General features: G+C 38.7%; 12 protein-coding genes. 2 read left to right on the top strand and 10 right to left on the bottom strand.

The annotated features are described in order from the left end of the window. Window positions 1-264: 264 nt before the first annotated feature. From ygjK to IGM09_RS00285, 5 genes are all read right to left on the bottom strand, one after another. Window positions 265-2604 carry an alpha-glucosidase gene (ygjK, locus tag IGM09_RS00305; RefSeq protein ID WP_010713650.1) on the bottom strand — a complete coding sequence of 780 codons (2340 nt, stop codon included), beginning with the start codon at window positions 2602-2604 and terminating at the stop codon, window positions 265-267. A gap of 178 nt (window positions 2605-2782) precedes the next feature. Then, window positions 2783-3481: an N-acetylmannosamine-6-phosphate 2-epimerase gene (locus IGM09_RS00300; protein ID WP_033625236.1), complete on the bottom strand. Its 699-nt coding sequence runs from the start codon at window positions 3479-3481 to the stop codon at window positions 2783-2785. A gap of 141 nt (window positions 3482-3622) precedes the next feature. Beyond that, window positions 3623-4639, bottom strand: coding sequence for a Holliday junction branch migration DNA helicase RuvB (gene ruvB, locus IGM09_RS00295; RefSeq protein WP_002383488.1), 1017 nt, complete (start codon window positions 4637-4639; stop codon window positions 3623-3625). A 12-nt stretch (window positions 4640-4651) separates the two neighbouring features. Beyond that, window positions 4652-5266: a Holliday junction branch migration protein RuvA gene (ruvA, locus tag IGM09_RS00290; RefSeq protein WP_002359241.1), complete on the bottom strand. Its 615-nt coding sequence runs from the start codon at window positions 5264-5266 to the stop codon at window positions 4652-4654. Window positions 5267-5510: 244 nt separating this feature from the next. Then, window positions 5511-6485, bottom strand: a complete 975-nt coding sequence (locus IGM09_RS00285) for an Abi family protein (RefSeq protein WP_002407578.1) — start codon at window positions 6483-6485, stop codon at window positions 5511-5513. Between the two features lie 400 nt (window positions 6486-6885). Here IGM09_RS00285 and IGM09_RS00280 point away from each other — a divergent pair, with 400 nt between their 5' ends. Both IGM09_RS00280 and IGM09_RS00275 read left to right on the top strand, forming a co-directional pair. Beyond that, window positions 6886-7872: an LLM class flavin-dependent oxidoreductase gene (locus tag IGM09_RS00280; protein WP_002356071.1), complete on the top strand. Its 987-nt coding sequence runs from the start codon at window positions 6886-6888 to the stop codon at window positions 7870-7872. A 14-nt stretch (window positions 7873-7886) separates the two neighbouring features. Next, a complete protein-coding gene (locus IGM09_RS00275; protein WP_002356070.1) occupies window positions 7887-8111 on the top strand; it encodes a DUF896 domain-containing protein in 225 nt (74 codons plus the stop codon). Window positions 8112-8157: 46 nt separating this feature from the next. On the opposite strand, the gene IGM09_RS00270 is transcribed toward IGM09_RS00275, so the two are convergent. The 5 genes from IGM09_RS00270 to IGM09_RS00250 all read right to left on the bottom strand — a co-directional run bounded on the left by IGM09_RS00270 (window position 8158) and on the right by IGM09_RS00250 (window position 17879). Next, the gene (locus tag IGM09_RS00270; protein WP_002361487.1) at window positions 8158-9837 is read right to left on the bottom strand and encodes a peptide ABC transporter substrate-binding protein; all 1680 of its coding nucleotides are present in this window, start codon (window positions 9835-9837) and stop codon (window positions 8158-8160) included. Window positions 9838-9973: 136 nt separating this feature from the next. Then, a complete protein-coding gene (locus IGM09_RS00265) occupies window positions 9974-14047 on the bottom strand; it encodes a 5'-nucleotidase C-terminal domain-containing protein (RefSeq protein ID WP_430619681.1) in 4074 nt (1357 codons plus the stop codon). A gap of 440 nt (window positions 14048-14487) precedes the next feature. Beyond that, window positions 14488-15873 carry a bifunctional UDP-N-acetylglucosamine diphosphorylase/glucosamine-1-phosphate N-acetyltransferase GlmU gene (gene glmU, locus IGM09_RS00260; RefSeq protein WP_002356067.1) on the bottom strand — a complete coding sequence of 462 codons (1386 nt, stop codon included), beginning with the start codon at window positions 15871-15873 and terminating at the stop codon, window positions 14488-14490. Window positions 15874-16074: 201 nt separating this feature from the next. Next, the gene (purR, locus tag IGM09_RS00255) at window positions 16075-16896 is read right to left on the bottom strand and encodes a pur operon repressor (protein WP_002381336.1); all 822 of its coding nucleotides are present in this window, start codon (window positions 16894-16896) and stop codon (window positions 16075-16077) included. 143 nt (window positions 16897-17039) lie between these two features. Next, window positions 17040-17879, bottom strand: a complete 840-nt coding sequence (locus tag IGM09_RS00250) for a metal ABC transporter permease (protein ID WP_002383493.1) — start codon at window positions 17877-17879, stop codon at window positions 17040-17042. Window positions 17880-17943 lie beyond the last annotated feature (64 nt).

Here is a 17943-nt window from a genome sequence, read left to right as displayed (position 1 = left end):
GTTTATTTCTTATTACTCGGTTCCGTTAAACCCACTCTTCACTAACCATTGTACAATCAATTTCCTTGAATATCTATTTCATTTTTATTAAATAACATTTTTAATAAAAGTACATATATTTTTATTTTCGGATATTTTCTTTAATTAAATGAAATATATTTATTAAAACAAATAAATTACATTCAATTAAATCAGAAGGAAACAGATTGTAGCAAGTGAAGAAAAAAACAGCTCTTGAGTGATATTTTCTCAAGAGCTGTTTTTCTATTTTATTTCAAAAGCGGTTTGCGTTGTGGGGTTATTACTTAATAAGGTGTTTTTATACAGTAAATAGTACGCTGCCGCTGACCAACTAAAGTTTTTCGTACTTAGGCCCTTCCCTGTTAGTGGATCATAATTTTCATGAATAGGTCCTTCTCCCATCAATCCTTCGGCATGTAAGAAGAGTTTTTGTGTCATTTCTTTCGCTTCTTTTGTATAGTCATAGTTTTGAAGAGCTTCTACACCAAACAAGGCTTGATCAAGCCAAACTGGTCCCCGCCAATATTTCGTTGCAGCAAATTTTTCATTGTCTTTGGATGCTGTTGGGAATGGCATAAAGGTATTGAACATTTCTTGATTCATCATGTTTTTCTTAACTGCCGCCGCCTGTTCTTTGGTCGCTACTTTTGCCCAAAGCGGCAACCAGCCTTCTGTTCCTTTGCCACGATTGACTAACAATTTTGTTTTCGAGCCGTCTTCATTTATTTGTAAGTCATAGAAGAAGCCTGTTTTTTCATCAAACATATTTTCTTGAATATATTTTTTTAGTTTCTTCGCTTCTTTTTGATAGTTCTTATAGTCCTCTTTTTTGCCTAGTTCTTCTGCTATCGAAGCTAAATAGCCCTTTTCAGCGTAGAGATACGCATTCAAATCCACTGATTCTTGATTAATCGAATACCCCACTACTTTTCCTTTATTTTTATTTTCAAAAACTTTAACTCCAACGTCGCCTTTGCCCACACCTTCTTTGTCAAACCGTGTAGCGTTATCCATGCCACTTTCCCACGCGGCTGCTTCAATAACAGCATCATCATCCACTTTAGGTTGGCCATTTTTATCTTTAATGATTTGATCCTTGTCGTCTTTTTGCCAGTGAGCATCACTGACCATGCTTCCATATTCTGCTATCCCATTTTTATTGTGGTCTCTGTTGGTATACCACCAATTATGATAAGCCACAAGTTTGGGATACATTTCTTTTAAAAATTCCTTATCTTTGGTTTCTTGATAAATATGCCAAACTGCCCATGCAGCCAATGGTGGTTTAGAATTTCGTTCATTCCAGTTGCCACCTTCACCACCACGCGCACTGTCTTGATTGTAAAAGACAGCATCAATGATCGCTCCTGCATCTTGTGGACGTACGGTATCATCTTTTTGAATTTGATAATCAAACAAGGCCCGCATATTATTTTTAGCTAACTCAGGATTAAAATCAGCCGTTGCTACATCCGCTTTCCACGAATCCCAAGCCCACATACCAATAAACCATTTATAAGACATGGACGGAACAATCCCGTCATGCTTAAAGGCACCTGCCGCACTTCGCCAATTGGTATTAATCGTTTCAATCGATTTGACTAGCGCATTTTGATATTCAGGAAATTCTGCTGTTTTCTTTTGATCAAACGTTTTATCTAGATATCCTTGCCATCTTTGCTTGTTCTCTTTGAAATAGCGCGCCGCATTTTTGGTATATTCGGGTGCTTGTTGTTGTTCCTTTGCCTCTTCCTCTTTTGTAAAAGTATAGCTTTCTGTCGTATAGGTGTTGTACGTTTGTTTAGGCTTCAATTCAATTGGTTCAGCGGTCGCTGTATAATTCCGATTATCAATTTTTGTTGAAACTTTATCCGCATGATGAATCGTATATTTTGTGTCTTTCGTAGCAAAATAATTCCACGTTTCTCTGACTTCACCAAAATTCACTTGAATGTCATTGTCTTTAGCAGTTAAACGAGTACCAATATCTAAGGTTTCCGTTCCCTCTTGAATTTTGTCAAAGACCGCACCTGTCCAGCTTGCTTCAAGTGACAAGGGATCTTCACCAGTGTTTTCAAGTGTCGTTTGGATAAGCGCCGTTCGATTGCTGACAAAAATTAAAGCTAAATGAATCGTTACATCGTCTAATTCATAGGTTTGCTCTAGGCGCCCAGGATAATAAGACAGGTCCATGCGGTTGCTTTGGCTTAAATCATAGGTTTCTCCCGTTTTTTTATTTTTGACCGTTAATTTGTTTAAACTTGCCGCCAAGTTTACTGGATATTCTTCCGCAATAATCAATGGCCCCGCAAAACCACCCAGTAGCTCTTTATTGCTTTTTTCAGGTAAATAGTAGCCATGCCATGCACCTAAATCAGAAAAATTATTAAAATAATTGGTATCGTATACGCCATTCGTCCGTTCGGTTGGTGATGCACTCACATCTAAAACATTCGCAAATTCATCAACTTTTGTTCTTTCAACACTTGCTTGCACTTCCCCGCTTAACGCAAAACAGCTGACTACGGTGATTCCTAACGCTAACCAAGTAGACACCCGTTTCTTTTTTGATAAACCCTTCATAAAACCCCTCCTATAAAAATGATAGCGCTTTATACACTGATTTATTATCAGCAAGGACTATGCCAAACGGAGTGTATCCCTTTTCATTATTGAAAGATTCCACTTTCTCTAGAAAAAAAGCGACCGTATTGAAGTGTATTGATCAAAAAATAACAAGTGTATCGATAGTGTATTTAGTTTATGCTTGATTCTGTTTTATTTTCGTAGCTTCCACAAATTTTCCAGTAATTTTTTGCGGTCGTGTAATAACAGATCCCACCACCACGCTATAAGCACCTAGCTCCAGAACACGTTGGACTTTTGCTGGCGTATCAATCATTCCTTCTGCAATGATTGGTGTAGTAAAATGCTTCTTTGCTTCTCTTAACAGTTCAAAATCATTTTGTTCAATCCGCTGATTTTCACTTTGCGGCGTATAGCCGACTAACGTTGTGCCAATATAATCAAAGCCTAACTCCGCCGCTTCAATCATCTCTTCCAGCGTGGAACAATCTGCCATCCATTCTTGGTTAGGATACTTTTCTTTTATTCTTTTGAAAAATGTGGCTAACGTTTCGCCATTTGGTCGTTTCGAATGGGTTGCATCGAGAGCGATAATTTCTGGCTGAACAGCCATTAATTCATCTACCTCACGCATAGTTGCGGTAATATATACTTCTGCGTCAGGATAATCTCGTTTAATAATCCCAATGATTGGTAAATCTACCTCTTTCCGGATTGCTCGAATGTCTACCACAGAATTTGCTCGAATGCCTTTAGCCCCTCCTTGTTTAGCGGCCAAAGCCATCTTGGACATGATAAAAGAACTATGCAACGGTTCGTCTGCCAACGCTTGGCAAGAAACAATTAATGCCCCTTTGATTTCTTTATTCAACATTGATCCCTCCAATTTAAAAGCGATTACAAACACAGTATACCTACAACAGCTGAAATATGCCACTCTCCCAAATAAGAACAAACGTTTCACGTGAAACAAAAGAAAGCAAGCGGTTAAGGCTTGCTTTCTTTTGACTTATTTTTAATTTTTATGACCCTCTAAATAATCATACCCAAAATGTGCATACGCAAATGGCGTTGCAATTCGTCCTCGTGGTGTTCGTTTAATGAAACCTTTTTGAATAAGATAGGGTTCATACATATCTTCCACCGTTTCGGTTTCTTCACCGATATTTACAGACAAGGTACTTAAACCAACTGGACCGCCGCCGTATAAATCAATCATTGTTTTCAACAATTTTTGATCGACATAATCCAAGCCTTGATGGTCCACTTGCAGCAAGGTTAACGCTTTGTCTGCAATCGCTCGGTCGATTTTGCCATCTGATTGGACTTGGGCAAAATCACGGACACGTTTTAACAAACGATTAGCAATTCGGGGGGTTCCTCTTGAGCGGCGCGCAATTTCAAAGGCACCTTCCTCAAAAATCTCCGTTTGAAAAATATCCGCGGAACGGAGAACGATTTCTTTTAAATCCTGCTCTTGATAATACTCCATGTGAGAAATAATCCCAAAACGATCTCGTAATGGCGCTGAAAGCATCCCTGCCCGTGTGGTAGCGCCCACTAAAGTAAAAGGCGGTAACGGAAAATGAACGGGATGTGCCGTGGTTCCTTGACCGACCATGATATCAATGTAAAAATCTTCCATTGCGGAATACAGCATTTCTTCCACCACTCGCGGCAAACGATGAATTTCATCGATAAATAACACATCACCAGGCTCTAATTCGTTCAAAATAGCGACTAAATCTCCCGCCCGTTCGATGGCTGGTCCACTTGTGGTACGAATGTTCACATTCATTTCATTGGCGATGACCATCGCCATTGTCGTTTTCCCTAAACCTGGCGGACCATAAAGAAGAGTATGATCCAACGCTTCATTCCGATTTTTCGCCGCTTCAATATAAATCGTTAGTTCTTGTTTTACTTTGTCTTGACCAATATATTGTGCTAAAAATTGTGGACGTAACGATTTTTCAATTGAAGCTTCTGCTTCTTGACTTGCAGCTGAAAGCAACCGTTCTTCTTCTGTCATCGTTATTCCTCCTTAGCGTTTCATCATGAATTTTAACGCATTGCTTAAATAAACATCTGTCGTTGTCTCACCTAACGCTTCCAATTGCTTAGTGATACGCTTAATCTCTCGGTCACTGTAGCCTAGGGCACTTAATGCTTCTAACGCTTCTGCCAATGCTTGATTGCTTGTTGTCACCGCTTCGGTTGCGGTCATGGCCGCAACCGCTGCTTCGGAAGACTCTAATTCGCCTAATTTTCCTTTTAAATCTAAAATCATTTGTTGGGCTGTTTTCTTGCCAACACCTGGGAACTTCGTTAAATATGTAACATCTTCCCCTTCAATTGCATTGATTAAACCACCATGATCAGCCACAGAAGCCATGATAGCTAAGCCACTTTTAGGGCCAATTCCAGAGACACTGATTAATTTTAAGAACAATTGTTTTTCTTCTAAACTGCCAAAACCAAATAAAAGTTGTGCATCTTCCCGCACGACTTGGTGAAGATATAGTTTAATATCCGTATCCATTTTTCCTGAATAGCGATACGGGTTATCGACTGAAATCTGATAGCCAATGCCATTTGTTTCAACGACAATATAGTATGGGCTAACAAACGTTACTTTTCCAATAATATATTCGTACATGTTGTCACCTTTCCAATTGCTGATTGCGTACATATGTTCCATTTTACTTGATTCATTTATTTTAAGCGATATCTCCATCGTTTGCAAATATTCCTATGAGCAATCTATACTAATAGCCTGAAAACACTCTTTATAAAACAGCTTTCTATTGATGAAGCAAACAATAATTAATAACTAACAGAAGACAGATTAACACGCTCTCCCTAGTAGACAATAATTTTATGTACAACTCAGTCTAATAATTCTATCTAGAAAGCTGTAAAAATTTAGGATTGATATTACTTTCAGACAAAACTAAATCATAATCTTCTGGGTAAACTTTTAAGTGCTGATCTAACGCAACAGATACCCCTGCTTGTAACCTTGCTAAAGCTACTTTATTATCCATCCATGTCAATGCATGAAATAGGGTACCTAAACAGGATATCCCTTTGCCTTTTCTATACTCTGCCTGAGTAATATTTGCTCGGGGATGAAAATTTTCACTATATCTAATAACTGCTTTAGCCGACCGATAGTTATACATTCGTCCACCATGTGCAGCTCTATTCCTATAACTATGACATAAAAAGATAATGTCAGTAAACATATTGGTAATCCCTTCATCCACGATTTCTTTAGGTATTCCTAGAATCATCGCTATAACTTCTTTTTTATTTTCACTTTTTTGTAATTTATAAAAATTAGCCAGGTTTCCAAATGTTGTTCCTTTTAACATAATCCAAGGTGGAACGTTTCCATGATAACCACGATAGTGTTTCATGGGTTCTATATCATCGTAGATAATCTTTTTAAACTTTGTAATTAGCTGATCAACTTTATATCCTTGTCCGTTTTTGTTTTTCTTTCCACTTTGATAATGACGTCTATTCAAATAGTCTATTTGTTGTTCACCTATATTTTTACTGACAACGTAAGAAATAGCTGCTCTTACATACATCTCAACATCACATGTCGCATCAATTACAGATGAAGTTATTGTTTTGTCCATCATAAATAAAGAAAAAATATGATCAAATGTACTGTTTTCTATAAAACATTCTTCTTGATGGTCAGTTATTTTTTGCTTTTTTTCCAAAAGGAAGTCTTTATAGCCATTGATAATCTCATAATAGCCATAAAAAGATAATTTCTTTTTTGCATTTTCTTTATCCGAGAAAACCAATCCTCGAGCTTCCAAAATAGCTAATTGTTCATCTAATGTTTTAAAAGGCTTCATATACTGTTCTCCTATTAATTAGCACAAGAACGTCTATTAGAAAAACTAATAGACGTTCTTGGTTAGCCGCACAGCAGCTCTTCTTTAAGGTTATCTCTATGCTATCATTTGTTTTGTAGCTAGTCAATAGCCCAACTTTCTAAAGAAAATGCTTTTTATACTAAAAAATACAATACGTTGTATAAAAACAGAAAAAATATTAAGTATATTTCTATACATTGTCAAAAAAATCAAAATGCACACAGCCATAGCGGAGAATTTTTTATCATCGACCTTGGCTACATCTATTTGTTACTTTTCGCTCACTAGGGAATTAAAAAGTGCGTACTGTTTTTTTTAACATGCTTGCGTAATAATAGCGGTAGCTTCAAAAAAAATAACCAAAAAGGAGACTACATACATGAAATTAAGTATCTTAGATCAATTAACGGTTCCTAAAAATCAATCAGCAAGCGACACATTACAAGAAGCCAAAGAGCTCGCTCAATTAGCGGAAAAACTTGGCTACACAAGAATTTGGTATGCCGAACATCACGGCTCAGACGCCTTTGCCAGTGCAACGCCAGAAATTTTAGTTGCACATATTGCTAGTGCCACCGAAAAAATTCGTGTTGGCGCGGGTGGCATCATGACCATGCATTATGCGCCATTTAAAGTCGCAGAAACGTTTAAAACGTTAGCAGCTTTATATCCTGATCGAATCGATTTAGGCATGGGCCGCTCGCCTGGCGGCAGCCCTTTAACTACGTTGGCGTTAAATAATGGTCAGCCACCGCAGCTAGACCAATTTGATAAATTACCTGAAATTTTACTCTTTTTAAGAGAGGAATTTCCTGAAGATCATTTATATTCTAAAATTTCAGCTGTTCCGCGGGAAGTTCTATTACCACAACCCTGGTTACTAGGTGCTAGTAAAGAAAGCGCACGTTCAGCTGGTGAATATGGCATTAATTTTTCCTTTGCGCAGTTTATTCATGGACATTTGCCCAAAGAAGTATTGTCAGCATATTACAAGCATTTCCGACCAGTAACTGAACAACAAGAGCCTCAAGTGAGCGCTGCGTATTTCACTTTTGCCGCCGACACGAAAGAAGAAGCAGAATACCATGCGGCTAGTTTCGAGCATTATATCTTTGCCACCGAACATGGGCTTCCAAATAAATTTTTATCGCCAGAAGAAGCCCTAGCTTTCCCTTACAGTGAAATGGACAAACTGGTTTTAGAACAAAATAAACAACGCTTTGTCATTGGCAGTAGCCAAGAAGTTGCGGAGTTTTTCCACCAACAAGAAGAACTAGGGTTGACAGAAGCGATGCTAATCACCCCAGGTTATGACAAACAAACGCGCTTTCAATCATTTGAACGCCTAGCAAAAGAATTATTATAGAAAGGAAATGAGAAATGTTAGAGGTTTTAAAAAGAATTAATACGCTTGCACAAAAAGAGCGTGAACAAGGCTTAACATCTGAAGAACAAGCTCTTCGTGTCGATTTGCGACAAGAATATTTGCGGACCATTCGTGAACAATTCAATAAAACATTAATGGGCGTCACTATTTATGATCCTACTGGTGAAGATGTGACCCCAGAAAAATTAAAAGAAGAACAGCAGAAATATTTTGATTAAAAGAGACACAGAACAGTCGATTTGACTATTCTGTGTCTCTTTTTAACTACTCTTCTGTCACATATGTCCACTTATAATCATATTGTGCGCCAGCACCATGGGCAACGACGCCTTTCACTTCTTTACTGCGTAGATGGGCAGTCGCCTTTTGATAAAGTGGTGCCAAAGCGGTCTCTTCACCAATCAATAACTTCTCAGCCTTAACCATGTCTTCCCAACGTTTTTCAGGATCTGAAGCATCTCTTGTAGCTGAAGCCTCAATCAACTCATCGTAGGCTTTACTTGAAAAACGCCCGCGATTATAGTTATTACCAGTAACAAAAAGGTCTAAGAAACTACTTGGATCTGCGTAATCCGCAGCCCAACCACCTAAGATTGTCTCAAAATCGCCGCGACTACCTCGATCAATTCGAACTGAAAACGGCACTGGGCTCACTGTTACATCAATGCCCTCTAAAGTATCCTTTAACGTACCTTGAATATATTCCGCTAACTTTTTCGTAGAATCGACATCATCGGCAACAATATCCATTTTGAGTGTTGTTATGCCCAATTCTTTCTTCGCTTTTGCCCAATATTCTTTTGCTTTTTCTGGGCTATATTCAACAATTTTTTTATTTTCATCAGCAAAATCTTTGTCATCTGTCGGCGAATAAGACATCCCTTCTGGAATTAAGCCGGTAGCGACTACTGAGCCGTCGCCTAAAATTTTATCTACTAATGCGTTGCGATCAATCGCTGCTGAAATTGCTTTGCGTAAATTCACATTATTATACGGTGAATTTTTATCTCGCTGATTAAATTCCAAATAGCTGGTTCGTGCTTCTTTTTCGATAACCAATTCTGGATCCTTCGCCATTTGCTGGGCCAATTCGCCACTTAAAATAACATCGTCTGCTTGACCATCTTGGAATAAGTTCAAGGCAGTTGGCGCCTCCTTGACAACATCAAAATTGATTTTATCTAATTTGACATTGTCTTTATCCCAATAGTTTTCATTTTTTTCCAAAGTCCAATTGGTATCTGAGCCAGCCCCTTCAAAGTTAGCTAAGACAAAAGGACCATTATAGACTGCTTTTTCACTGGAAGCAGCGTAATCTTTGCCATATTTCTCTACGGTTGCTTGATGTTGCGGGAAAAATAGTGGAAAGGCCAGTAAATAATCAAAATATGGTGTTGGTTTTGCCAGTTTAATTTCTAGCTCGTAATCTCCGTTTGCTTTAATGCCTAATTCAGAAACTGGTTTCTTACCAGCTACAATGTCTGCACCGTTTTCAATCATTTCTAGAAAATAAGCATACTCAGCGCCAGTCTGAGGATCTGCTGTACGTTGCCAACTAAAAACATAATCGGCAGCTGTGACAGGATCACCATTGGACCATTTTGCTTCTTCTCTTAGTTTCACTGTGTACGTCAGACCATCATCACTGACTTGCACTTTTTCTTTAGCCCCTGCTGGTTGCGGCTTGCTTTTATCATCTAAACGATAAATTCCTTCATACGCATTATTCAGTGCCGTAAAACTAATTGTATCTGTTCCTAAAGATAAATCTGCAGAAGGCATTTCTTGTTGAACTACTACTTTAAATTCTTGTTTAGCGGCAGTTTTCTCTGATCCGCCCTTTGCTTTTTCGGCGCCAGCTCCCCCATCACCACCACAAGCAGCTAAAACTAACAGCGTTGTTAAACTTAACCCGATAAGTCCTTTTATACGTTTACTTTTCATGCCTTTCTCCCTTCACAGAAAAAACTCTTCATTTTTTAATTTTTAGAATATTCTTATAATACTAAAATTAAAAACAAATGGCAAGCATTAAAATAAAAAAAAGAACCAATCCCGAAGGACGGTTCTTAAAAAATGACTAACTAGCTTTGTTACGTCGTTTATAAATATACCAGCCAGAAGAAGAAAGTCCAACGAACAGTAAACCATATAATGCAAGCGTTTCTGTTTCTGTACCCGTTTTAGGTAAAAAGCCGCCATACTTTTTCTTCTCTGTTACGGATGGATTGCTCTGTCTTGCTCCCGCTTGGTTTTGTTTATTAGTTGCTACTGGTGTTTCTGGTGTTGGTTTTGGATCTGGTTTTGGATCTGGTTTTGGATCTGGTTTTGGATCTGGTTTTGGATCTGGTTTTGGATCTGGTTTTGGATCTGGTTTTGGATCTGGTTTTGGATCTGGTTTTGGATCTGGTTTTGGATCTGGTTTTGGATCTGGTTTTGGATCTGGTGTTGGCGTCTCTCCTCCACCGATTAACTCTTTGTAAGCTTCTTCCGAAATAGAAACAATTCGTTCGCCTGGGAATGGTTCTTTATATTGTGCTAAATCAATCGTCGTTGCTGCCCGATACAACCGCAAGCTGGTTGCACTTTTCAAGTATTCAATTAAGACAGCATCTAGTGAAATCCCTTCTTCTCGTTCACCACCTAGCATATCGTAACCATCACCACCAGCAGCTAAGAAATCATTGGTAGCCATCCGGTATTGTTTCTTCTCATCCAATGGTTCAAACTTTTGCGTTTGCCGATTTTTAATTTCTATTCCTAATACGCGACTACCAACAATCGTTTGTCCTGTTTCATTGCCTTCGTCACTAGCCAAGCGAGTACCTGGTTTTGTGGAATCATAGTGGATACGAATGGAGCTTGAAACATGTAGGAAACCACCATTTGCGCCAAGTTTTGGTTGGCCAGCATCATCTAGTAAAATTGTGCCATTCTCATCTTTTTGTGGAATCGAACGAACAGACATTTCAAACATTTCTTTAACTTGAGCGCCGGTTACTTGAATTTGCGCAATGCTATTGCCAAAAGGTAACACAGCAATGACATCCCCAACTTTAATTGGCCCTTGTTTAATATCAGCGCGAATGCCGCCACCATTGGTTACTGCAAAATCAGCAGGTTGACTAAACGCGTCTTGCCCATATGACATAATCGCATCACCAATCAAATTCCCTAAGTTGGTCTCTCGTGTGCGCACATTTTCTCGTTGTCCATCCAATGTGAATGGAATATAATTGACAATTACTTTTTCATTTTCAGCGTTAAAATTCGTACGTGCTTCATCAACGATGGCTTTAACTGCCGGGTTTTCTGGCAATCCTAGCAACTCTTCTGCTGGAATCAATTTTGCTGTTTTCTTAGTTAGTTCATTCTCTGGTGCTGTGACAATTCCAACATTATTTAAATAATTACCTGTTTGAGCATAGATCACTTTGCCATAACGTTTGCCACTTTCGACGGCTGTATGCGAATGTCCATCAATCACATTAATATCCAACTCAGGATATGTTTGACTAAGGGTTTCTGCTAGCGTATCACCCCGCCAGATATGCGGCGTCGTTTCATCTACGCCTAAATGCCCAGTAACTACGAAAGCTTGAATATCCGCGTACTTCTCTTTAATTTCATTAATCACTGCTTCTACTTCTGGAATCGGGTCTTTAAATGTCACCTTCTCCACGTTTTTCGGGTGTGTTTTCGTTGCTGTTTCTGGGGTCGTCACACCTACAATGGCAAACTTTTTCCCGGCTTTTTCTACGATTGTATACGGATCAAAAACCCGTCCACTGCCATCTTTGTAATACGTATTACTAGATAAAATCGGAAAATTCAGTTGGTCTTTATAACCTAGTGCAATCTCTAAACCAAAATCAAACTCGTGATTTCCCACCGCCATGGCATCATAACCAACTTCATTCATTGCTTTGGCCATATCCGCGCCTTTGGAGAAATTGGAGATTGGTAATCCTTGGAAAACATCTCCTGCATCCACCATCAAGGTTGGGTTTTCTTGGTCTTTAAAGGTTTTTAGACGCGCCATACCTAATTCGCCTTTCCCTGCTTCTAGTCGGCCATGAACGTCATTTGTGTGCATAATGGTATATGCATTATCTAAATCAAAGCCCGCATTACGGACATCTTGTTTCGTAATAGCGGCGGCGTTTGGTGTACGTCCATCAGGAGAAGTCGGAATTTGAAGAGTGCCGTCATTCACTAATTCGATTGCTTTGGTACGCCATTTTTCATCAAAATTTGTCCCAATAATTGACCAATTTCGTTCGATTTCTTGTTCTGGATCAAGCGTTCCTTTTTTCTTAATATAATCAACAATCATTCCTCGTAAGGTTTCTGGATCAGAATTTTTAATAGGTTCTCCTACTTGAATCCCTTGGCTAGCTAAACCGCCGTAACGATAATTATTCATAGCAATCGTATATTCTTTGGCAGGATCCAACGGTTGGCCGTCAATTTTCGCATCTACAATTCGTTCACCCACTGGTTTTGAAATGTCAATCTTGTAGTCCACTCCAGAAATCATGTCATAGTTATATACACGAATGTTTGGATTAAAACTAATGGTCAAATCATCTGGCTGTGTTTGGTTATAGTACGCCCCTTGTTTTTCTAAATACTTCAGTAAGTTTTCACCGTTAATGGGAACACTCACTAAGGTATTCGGGTATTTGTAGATATCAAAAATCGTGGCATAGGAAATCTTCCCCGCAGGTAATTTACTGTCGTATTTAAACAGCGCTGCCGCACTTAATTGTGCACCTGTTACTTCTTTTTGAACGTTATTAATTAAAGAAATCATCGCTGTTGGTTGTAATTGTGCTTCGGGAATTCCTTTAATTTCTTGTTTTGGTAAAAAATCAGCTGTTGCTGTGCCGATCTCCTCCTGAATAAACGCTCGCGTTTGCTCATGGTATTCTTTTGTCGCTGCCTTAACTGCTTCATCTGCTGGAACATTCGTTGTTGGTACAATCGTTGCTGTACCTTCTTGCACTTCCCACTTATCGGCATTTTTAGCAACTGAAAGATCAATTTTGACAACTTCTGTCCCCGTATCTTTCGGTCCCCCTACCGGTACAGTTTTTCCATTCGGCGCTGCTCCTTGCTTGGTAAAAGAAAGGTGGTCATGACCTAGAATATACGCATCAATCCCCGCGACATTTTCAATTACTTGGTCGGCGCTGGCAGCCGGATCACTATTTTGTTGTCCCGCATGAATCGAGGCAACAATAATGTCAGCCTGATCGTTAGCTTTCAACTCAGTAACTGCTTTTTCTGCTTCTTCTTTCAAAGGTAAAAAATTAAGCGAAGTAACACGAGGGCCATCCCACAAAGGAATGTGCGGGATTGTTAAGCCGATAATCCCAACTTTTAAATCTGGCTGCCCATCTTGATTAAAATCAAGTTCCTTCGTGGTAGTCCCTTTAACAAAACGACGACCATCTTCCTTATTGTAGGTATTCGCAGACAAAATTGGAAAAGCGGCTTCTTTTTGAATTTTTTGGATTAACGGTAAACCAAAATTAAACTCATGATTTCCCAAAACCATTGCATCATACTTCATGACATTCATGGCGGTGATCATTGGATGGGTCTTTTCATTCACTAAAGGCGCTTTATTATACAAGTCATCTGTTAAAATAGTGCCTTGAATATTGTCGCCATTATCAATTAAAACGGTGCCTGCTGGGTTTTGCGCCCGGACTTGGTTGACGACTGTACTTACTTGGGACAAACCAACTGGTAATTCTTTATCATCTTCATAAGACCAATTCCATAATTGACCATGAACATCTGACGTACCTAAAATTGTTATTTTTTGTGGTGTGCTCGTTTCTTCTTTTTCAGCGGTTGACGTTTCTAAATTCGTCGTTTCTGCTGGTGCCGTGGTTTCTTGTGACTGCTTGACACTGTCACTCGTAGCCTGATTTGGTGCTTCTTGTTTGATGTCTGTTGTTTCCTGTGTGATGATTGGTTCTTGTTTTCTACTTGAATCGGTGGTACTTGTTACTGCTTCTGAACTTTGTTGACTCGTTGTTTCTACTGCATATGCCGTACTAGTAACGCTTGGCGCTATCAACGCAACAGCCATTAAAAAATGCATGCCCCACTTCACTTTTTTAAAGCTCAACTTTTTCACAAATTTCCTCCTTGTGTTTCAACCCATTTGCAACAAACAATTGTCAAAGTAACAAACAACAAAAAGAGCCTTCCCCCATCACGCTGCTCTTCTTTTCCTATCATAATATATCCGTTAAATAAAAAACAGTAAATTCCGTTAAAATAAGATGTTTTTCCTGTAAATTGTTTTTATTTTTGGACAATATAGCGAATTTGTTTGTGAAAAAAATAGTCATTTTGACCAAAACACGAACTTTATAAAAAAGAAAGTCTTTTTATATTGGAAAAGCGGAACAAAAACTATTTTTTTGAAAAAAATAACTAAAAATACCGAATAAACAGCATTGGTCTAGCCCTTGAATGTCTCTAAACAAATACTAGCAGCAATTGGTCTAGTCTTTAAGGAGGAAAAAGAACGCTCTTTTGCTTAAGCAAAAGAGCGTTCTTTTTTATTTGAGGTTAATCCTTCATATAAGGTAACTTTTTAGCATAGCCTTCTTTATTCACTTGACGTGCCCGGGCAATCGCCAAATCTTCTGAAGGGACATCTTCTGTGATGGTTGAACCAGCAGCAGTCACCGCATGATCACCAATCGTGACTGGCGCAACAATGTTCGTTGCAGAGCCAATAAACGCGTGATCACCCACGACTGTTTGGTGTTTATTTTTGCCATCATAATTAACAAAAACAACGCCGCAACCGACATTAATATCTTTGCCTAATGTTGCATCACCAACGTATGTTAAATGGCCCACTTTTGTTCCTTCATCGATTGTTGCATTTTTTACTTCCACGAAGTTACCAATGTGTACGTTTGCCCCCACATCTGCTTTAGGACGTAAATGTGCATACGGACCCACATCGGCCCCCTCGCGAACCACACTTTCTTCAATCACAGACTGTTTAACAACCACTTGATTGCCGATGTGACTATCAACGATTTCTGAATGTGCGCCAATCAAGCAATCTTCGCCAATCACTGTTTTTCCTTTGATAGTGACTCCCGCTTCAATGACTGTGTCTGAACCAATTACCACGCCTTCATCAATATACGTTGTATCTGGATCAATAAATGTAACACCATTTCGCATATGCATTTCATTTAAACGACGATGCATAATTTTATTAGCAGTGGATAAAGCGACGCGATCATTTACACCCATTGCTTCGTCAAAGTCTGCCATTTGGTAAGCAGCGACAGCTTTGCCTTCTTTTTTCAAAATTTCAATGATATCTGTTAAATAGTATTCCCCTTGTGTATTGTTTGTATCTGTTTTCGCTAACGCTTCAAACAATGATTCATTATCAAAACAGAAGGTTCCTGTATTAATTTCTTGAACACGTGCTTCTTCTTCACTGGCATCTTTTTGTTCCACGATTCGTTCAACAATGCCCACATGGTCACGAATAATTCGACCATAGCCTGTTGGGTCTTCCGCATGCGCTGTTAAAATAGTCGCACTTGCATTCTTACCTTGATGGTAATCGAATAAATTTTTCAAGGTTTCCGCAGTTAATAACGGCGTATCCCCTGTAATAACTAATGTTGTTCCTTGTTTACCACCTAATAACTCTTGTGCTTGCATGACTGCATGCCCAGTTCCCAATTGTTCAGCTTGTAAGGCATATTGACTACGTTCGCCTAAATGGCTTTTAATCATTTCCGCCCCGTGTCCAACGATCGTCACGATTTCTGTTGGTTCTGTTTGTTCTACTTGATCTAAAATATGTTCGACCATTGGTTTACCAGCAACTGGATGCAATACTTTATAAAGTTTAGATTTCATGCGTGTTCCTTTACCAGCTGCTAAAATAATTGCGTATCTATTTTCCACGTTTGCCACCTCAAATTAACTAAATTGTTTGATTTTCTTCTAAATCGTCCTCATTATACCTTTTCTAGTTTATCTTACTCTTTTGTCTTTTTCAACAAAATAAGGCATTTAAAAGGTAGACCAATTTATTTTCTCATCTTTTTTTAAAGGAATAAAACAGAAAAAAAGAACCTGAAAATGGAATGGACCATTTCCACGCTCTTTTTCAAATTATTTCTCTGTGAAATAGTTTCCTGGGACTACGCTAATCGTTTTTGTTTGTGTATCCACATCTTCCACGTACAATAGCGAAGTGTAGTCATCGATTGCACGACGGCCATTGAATTTTGACTCAGCAAAAACGGTAATGCCCACAAGTTCTGCTTCAAATTCTTCAATCATACTCTTCATACCATTGACGGTGCCGCCGCCTTTCATGAAGTCATCCACGACTAAAACTTTTGAGCCGCGTTTTAAGCTGCGTTTTGAAAGTTCCATTTTTTCGATACGTTCTGAAGACCCTGATACATAGTTCACGCTCACCGTTGAACCTTCAGTAATCTTAGAATCGCGACGAACAATCACAAACGGAACATTTAAGTAATAAGACACAGCTTGCGCAATTGGCACTCCTTTAGTCGCAACGGTCATTACCGCATCAATTTGTTTGCCTAAATATTTAGAAGCAATAATCCGGCCCACTTGTCTTAATAAATTCGGTTCCCCAAGTAAATCTGAAAGATAAACATAGCCCCCAGGTAATAAGCGATCTTGTTCTGACAAACGATCACACAAATCCATAATCAACTGCTCCGCTTCCTCATAAGGAATTTCAGGGATAAAGCGGACACCGCCTGCAGCGCCTGGAATCGTTTCTAAAATACCTGTTCCACGTTCTTTAAATGTTTTTTTAACAATTGCTAAATCTTCACTAATGGAAGACTTGGCAGATTGGTATCGGTCAGCAAAATATGTCAAAGAAACCAATGTATGGGGATGATCTAAAAGATACTGGGTCATATCGATTAATCGTTCACTTCTCCGAATTTTCAAATTCGTCACTCCTTTTCATTCTATCGTTCCTTATTATAAGGGGTTTAACCGAAAAATTCGAGGATTTTTTTCAAATAACTGAAAATAGTTCGCCATTTCTTTTAAAAAAAAGAAATAAAGGAGAAAAACTTTCGTTTTTCTCCTTAGTTTCTTTGCATTTTTTGTTTTCGTTGGACCATGACAACCACTCGGCGATAAATATTGACTAATAAGAATAAACCAATAAAAATTAGGGTAATGCTTGCACTCGGTGGTGTTTCCAAATAATACGAGCTAGTCAACCCTGTTAGCATGCCAATCAAGCCCATAAACACACTGATGATGATCACCGTGTTGAAGCCTTTACCAATTCGCATACCTATTGCAGCTGGTAAGACCATAATTGCTGAAATTAACAAGGCTCCCGCGATCGGAATCATCACAGCAATCGCCACGCCAGTAATTACATTAAAAAGCATCGACATCCAATGAATAGGTAGCCCATCAACATGAGCAGTATCTTCATCAAATGTTAAAACATACATTGGACGTTTAAATAACATAAACAATAGAACTAAAACTACGAATAAAATTGCCAACATAACCACTTGATCCCACGTAATCGTGACGATGGAACCAAATAAATACGATTGAATACTAGCAGCTGAATTGCCTCCTGTTAAATTCATCAAAACTAACGCCAAAGCCAAACCGCCTGACATTAAAATAGCAATCGAAATTTCTGAATAGGTGCTATAAATCATTCGTAAATATTCTAGAATGATTGCAGCCACAATCACGACAATTAAGGTCATTAAATTAGGATTCCAATTAAAAAAGAAGCCTAGTGCCACACCGGCTAATGACACATGTGAAAGGGTATCTGCCATTAAAGATTGTCGGCGAATAACTAGAAAGACGCCGAGCATTGGGGCAATCACTGAGATAAACAGTGCTGCTAAAAAGGCCTTTTGCATAAATGCATAAGAAAGCATTTCTGCCATACGATTCACTCCTTACCGCTAAAATGAACACTACCATTGTAGCGACGTTTAAGCGAATTAATTT

This window comes from Enterococcus sp. DIV0167, from assembly GCF_050541555.1.
Lineage (GTDB): Bacteria > Bacillota > Bacilli > Lactobacillales > Enterococcaceae > Enterococcus > Enterococcus faecalis.
This window is presented reverse-complemented; position numbering and strand designations above follow the sequence as displayed.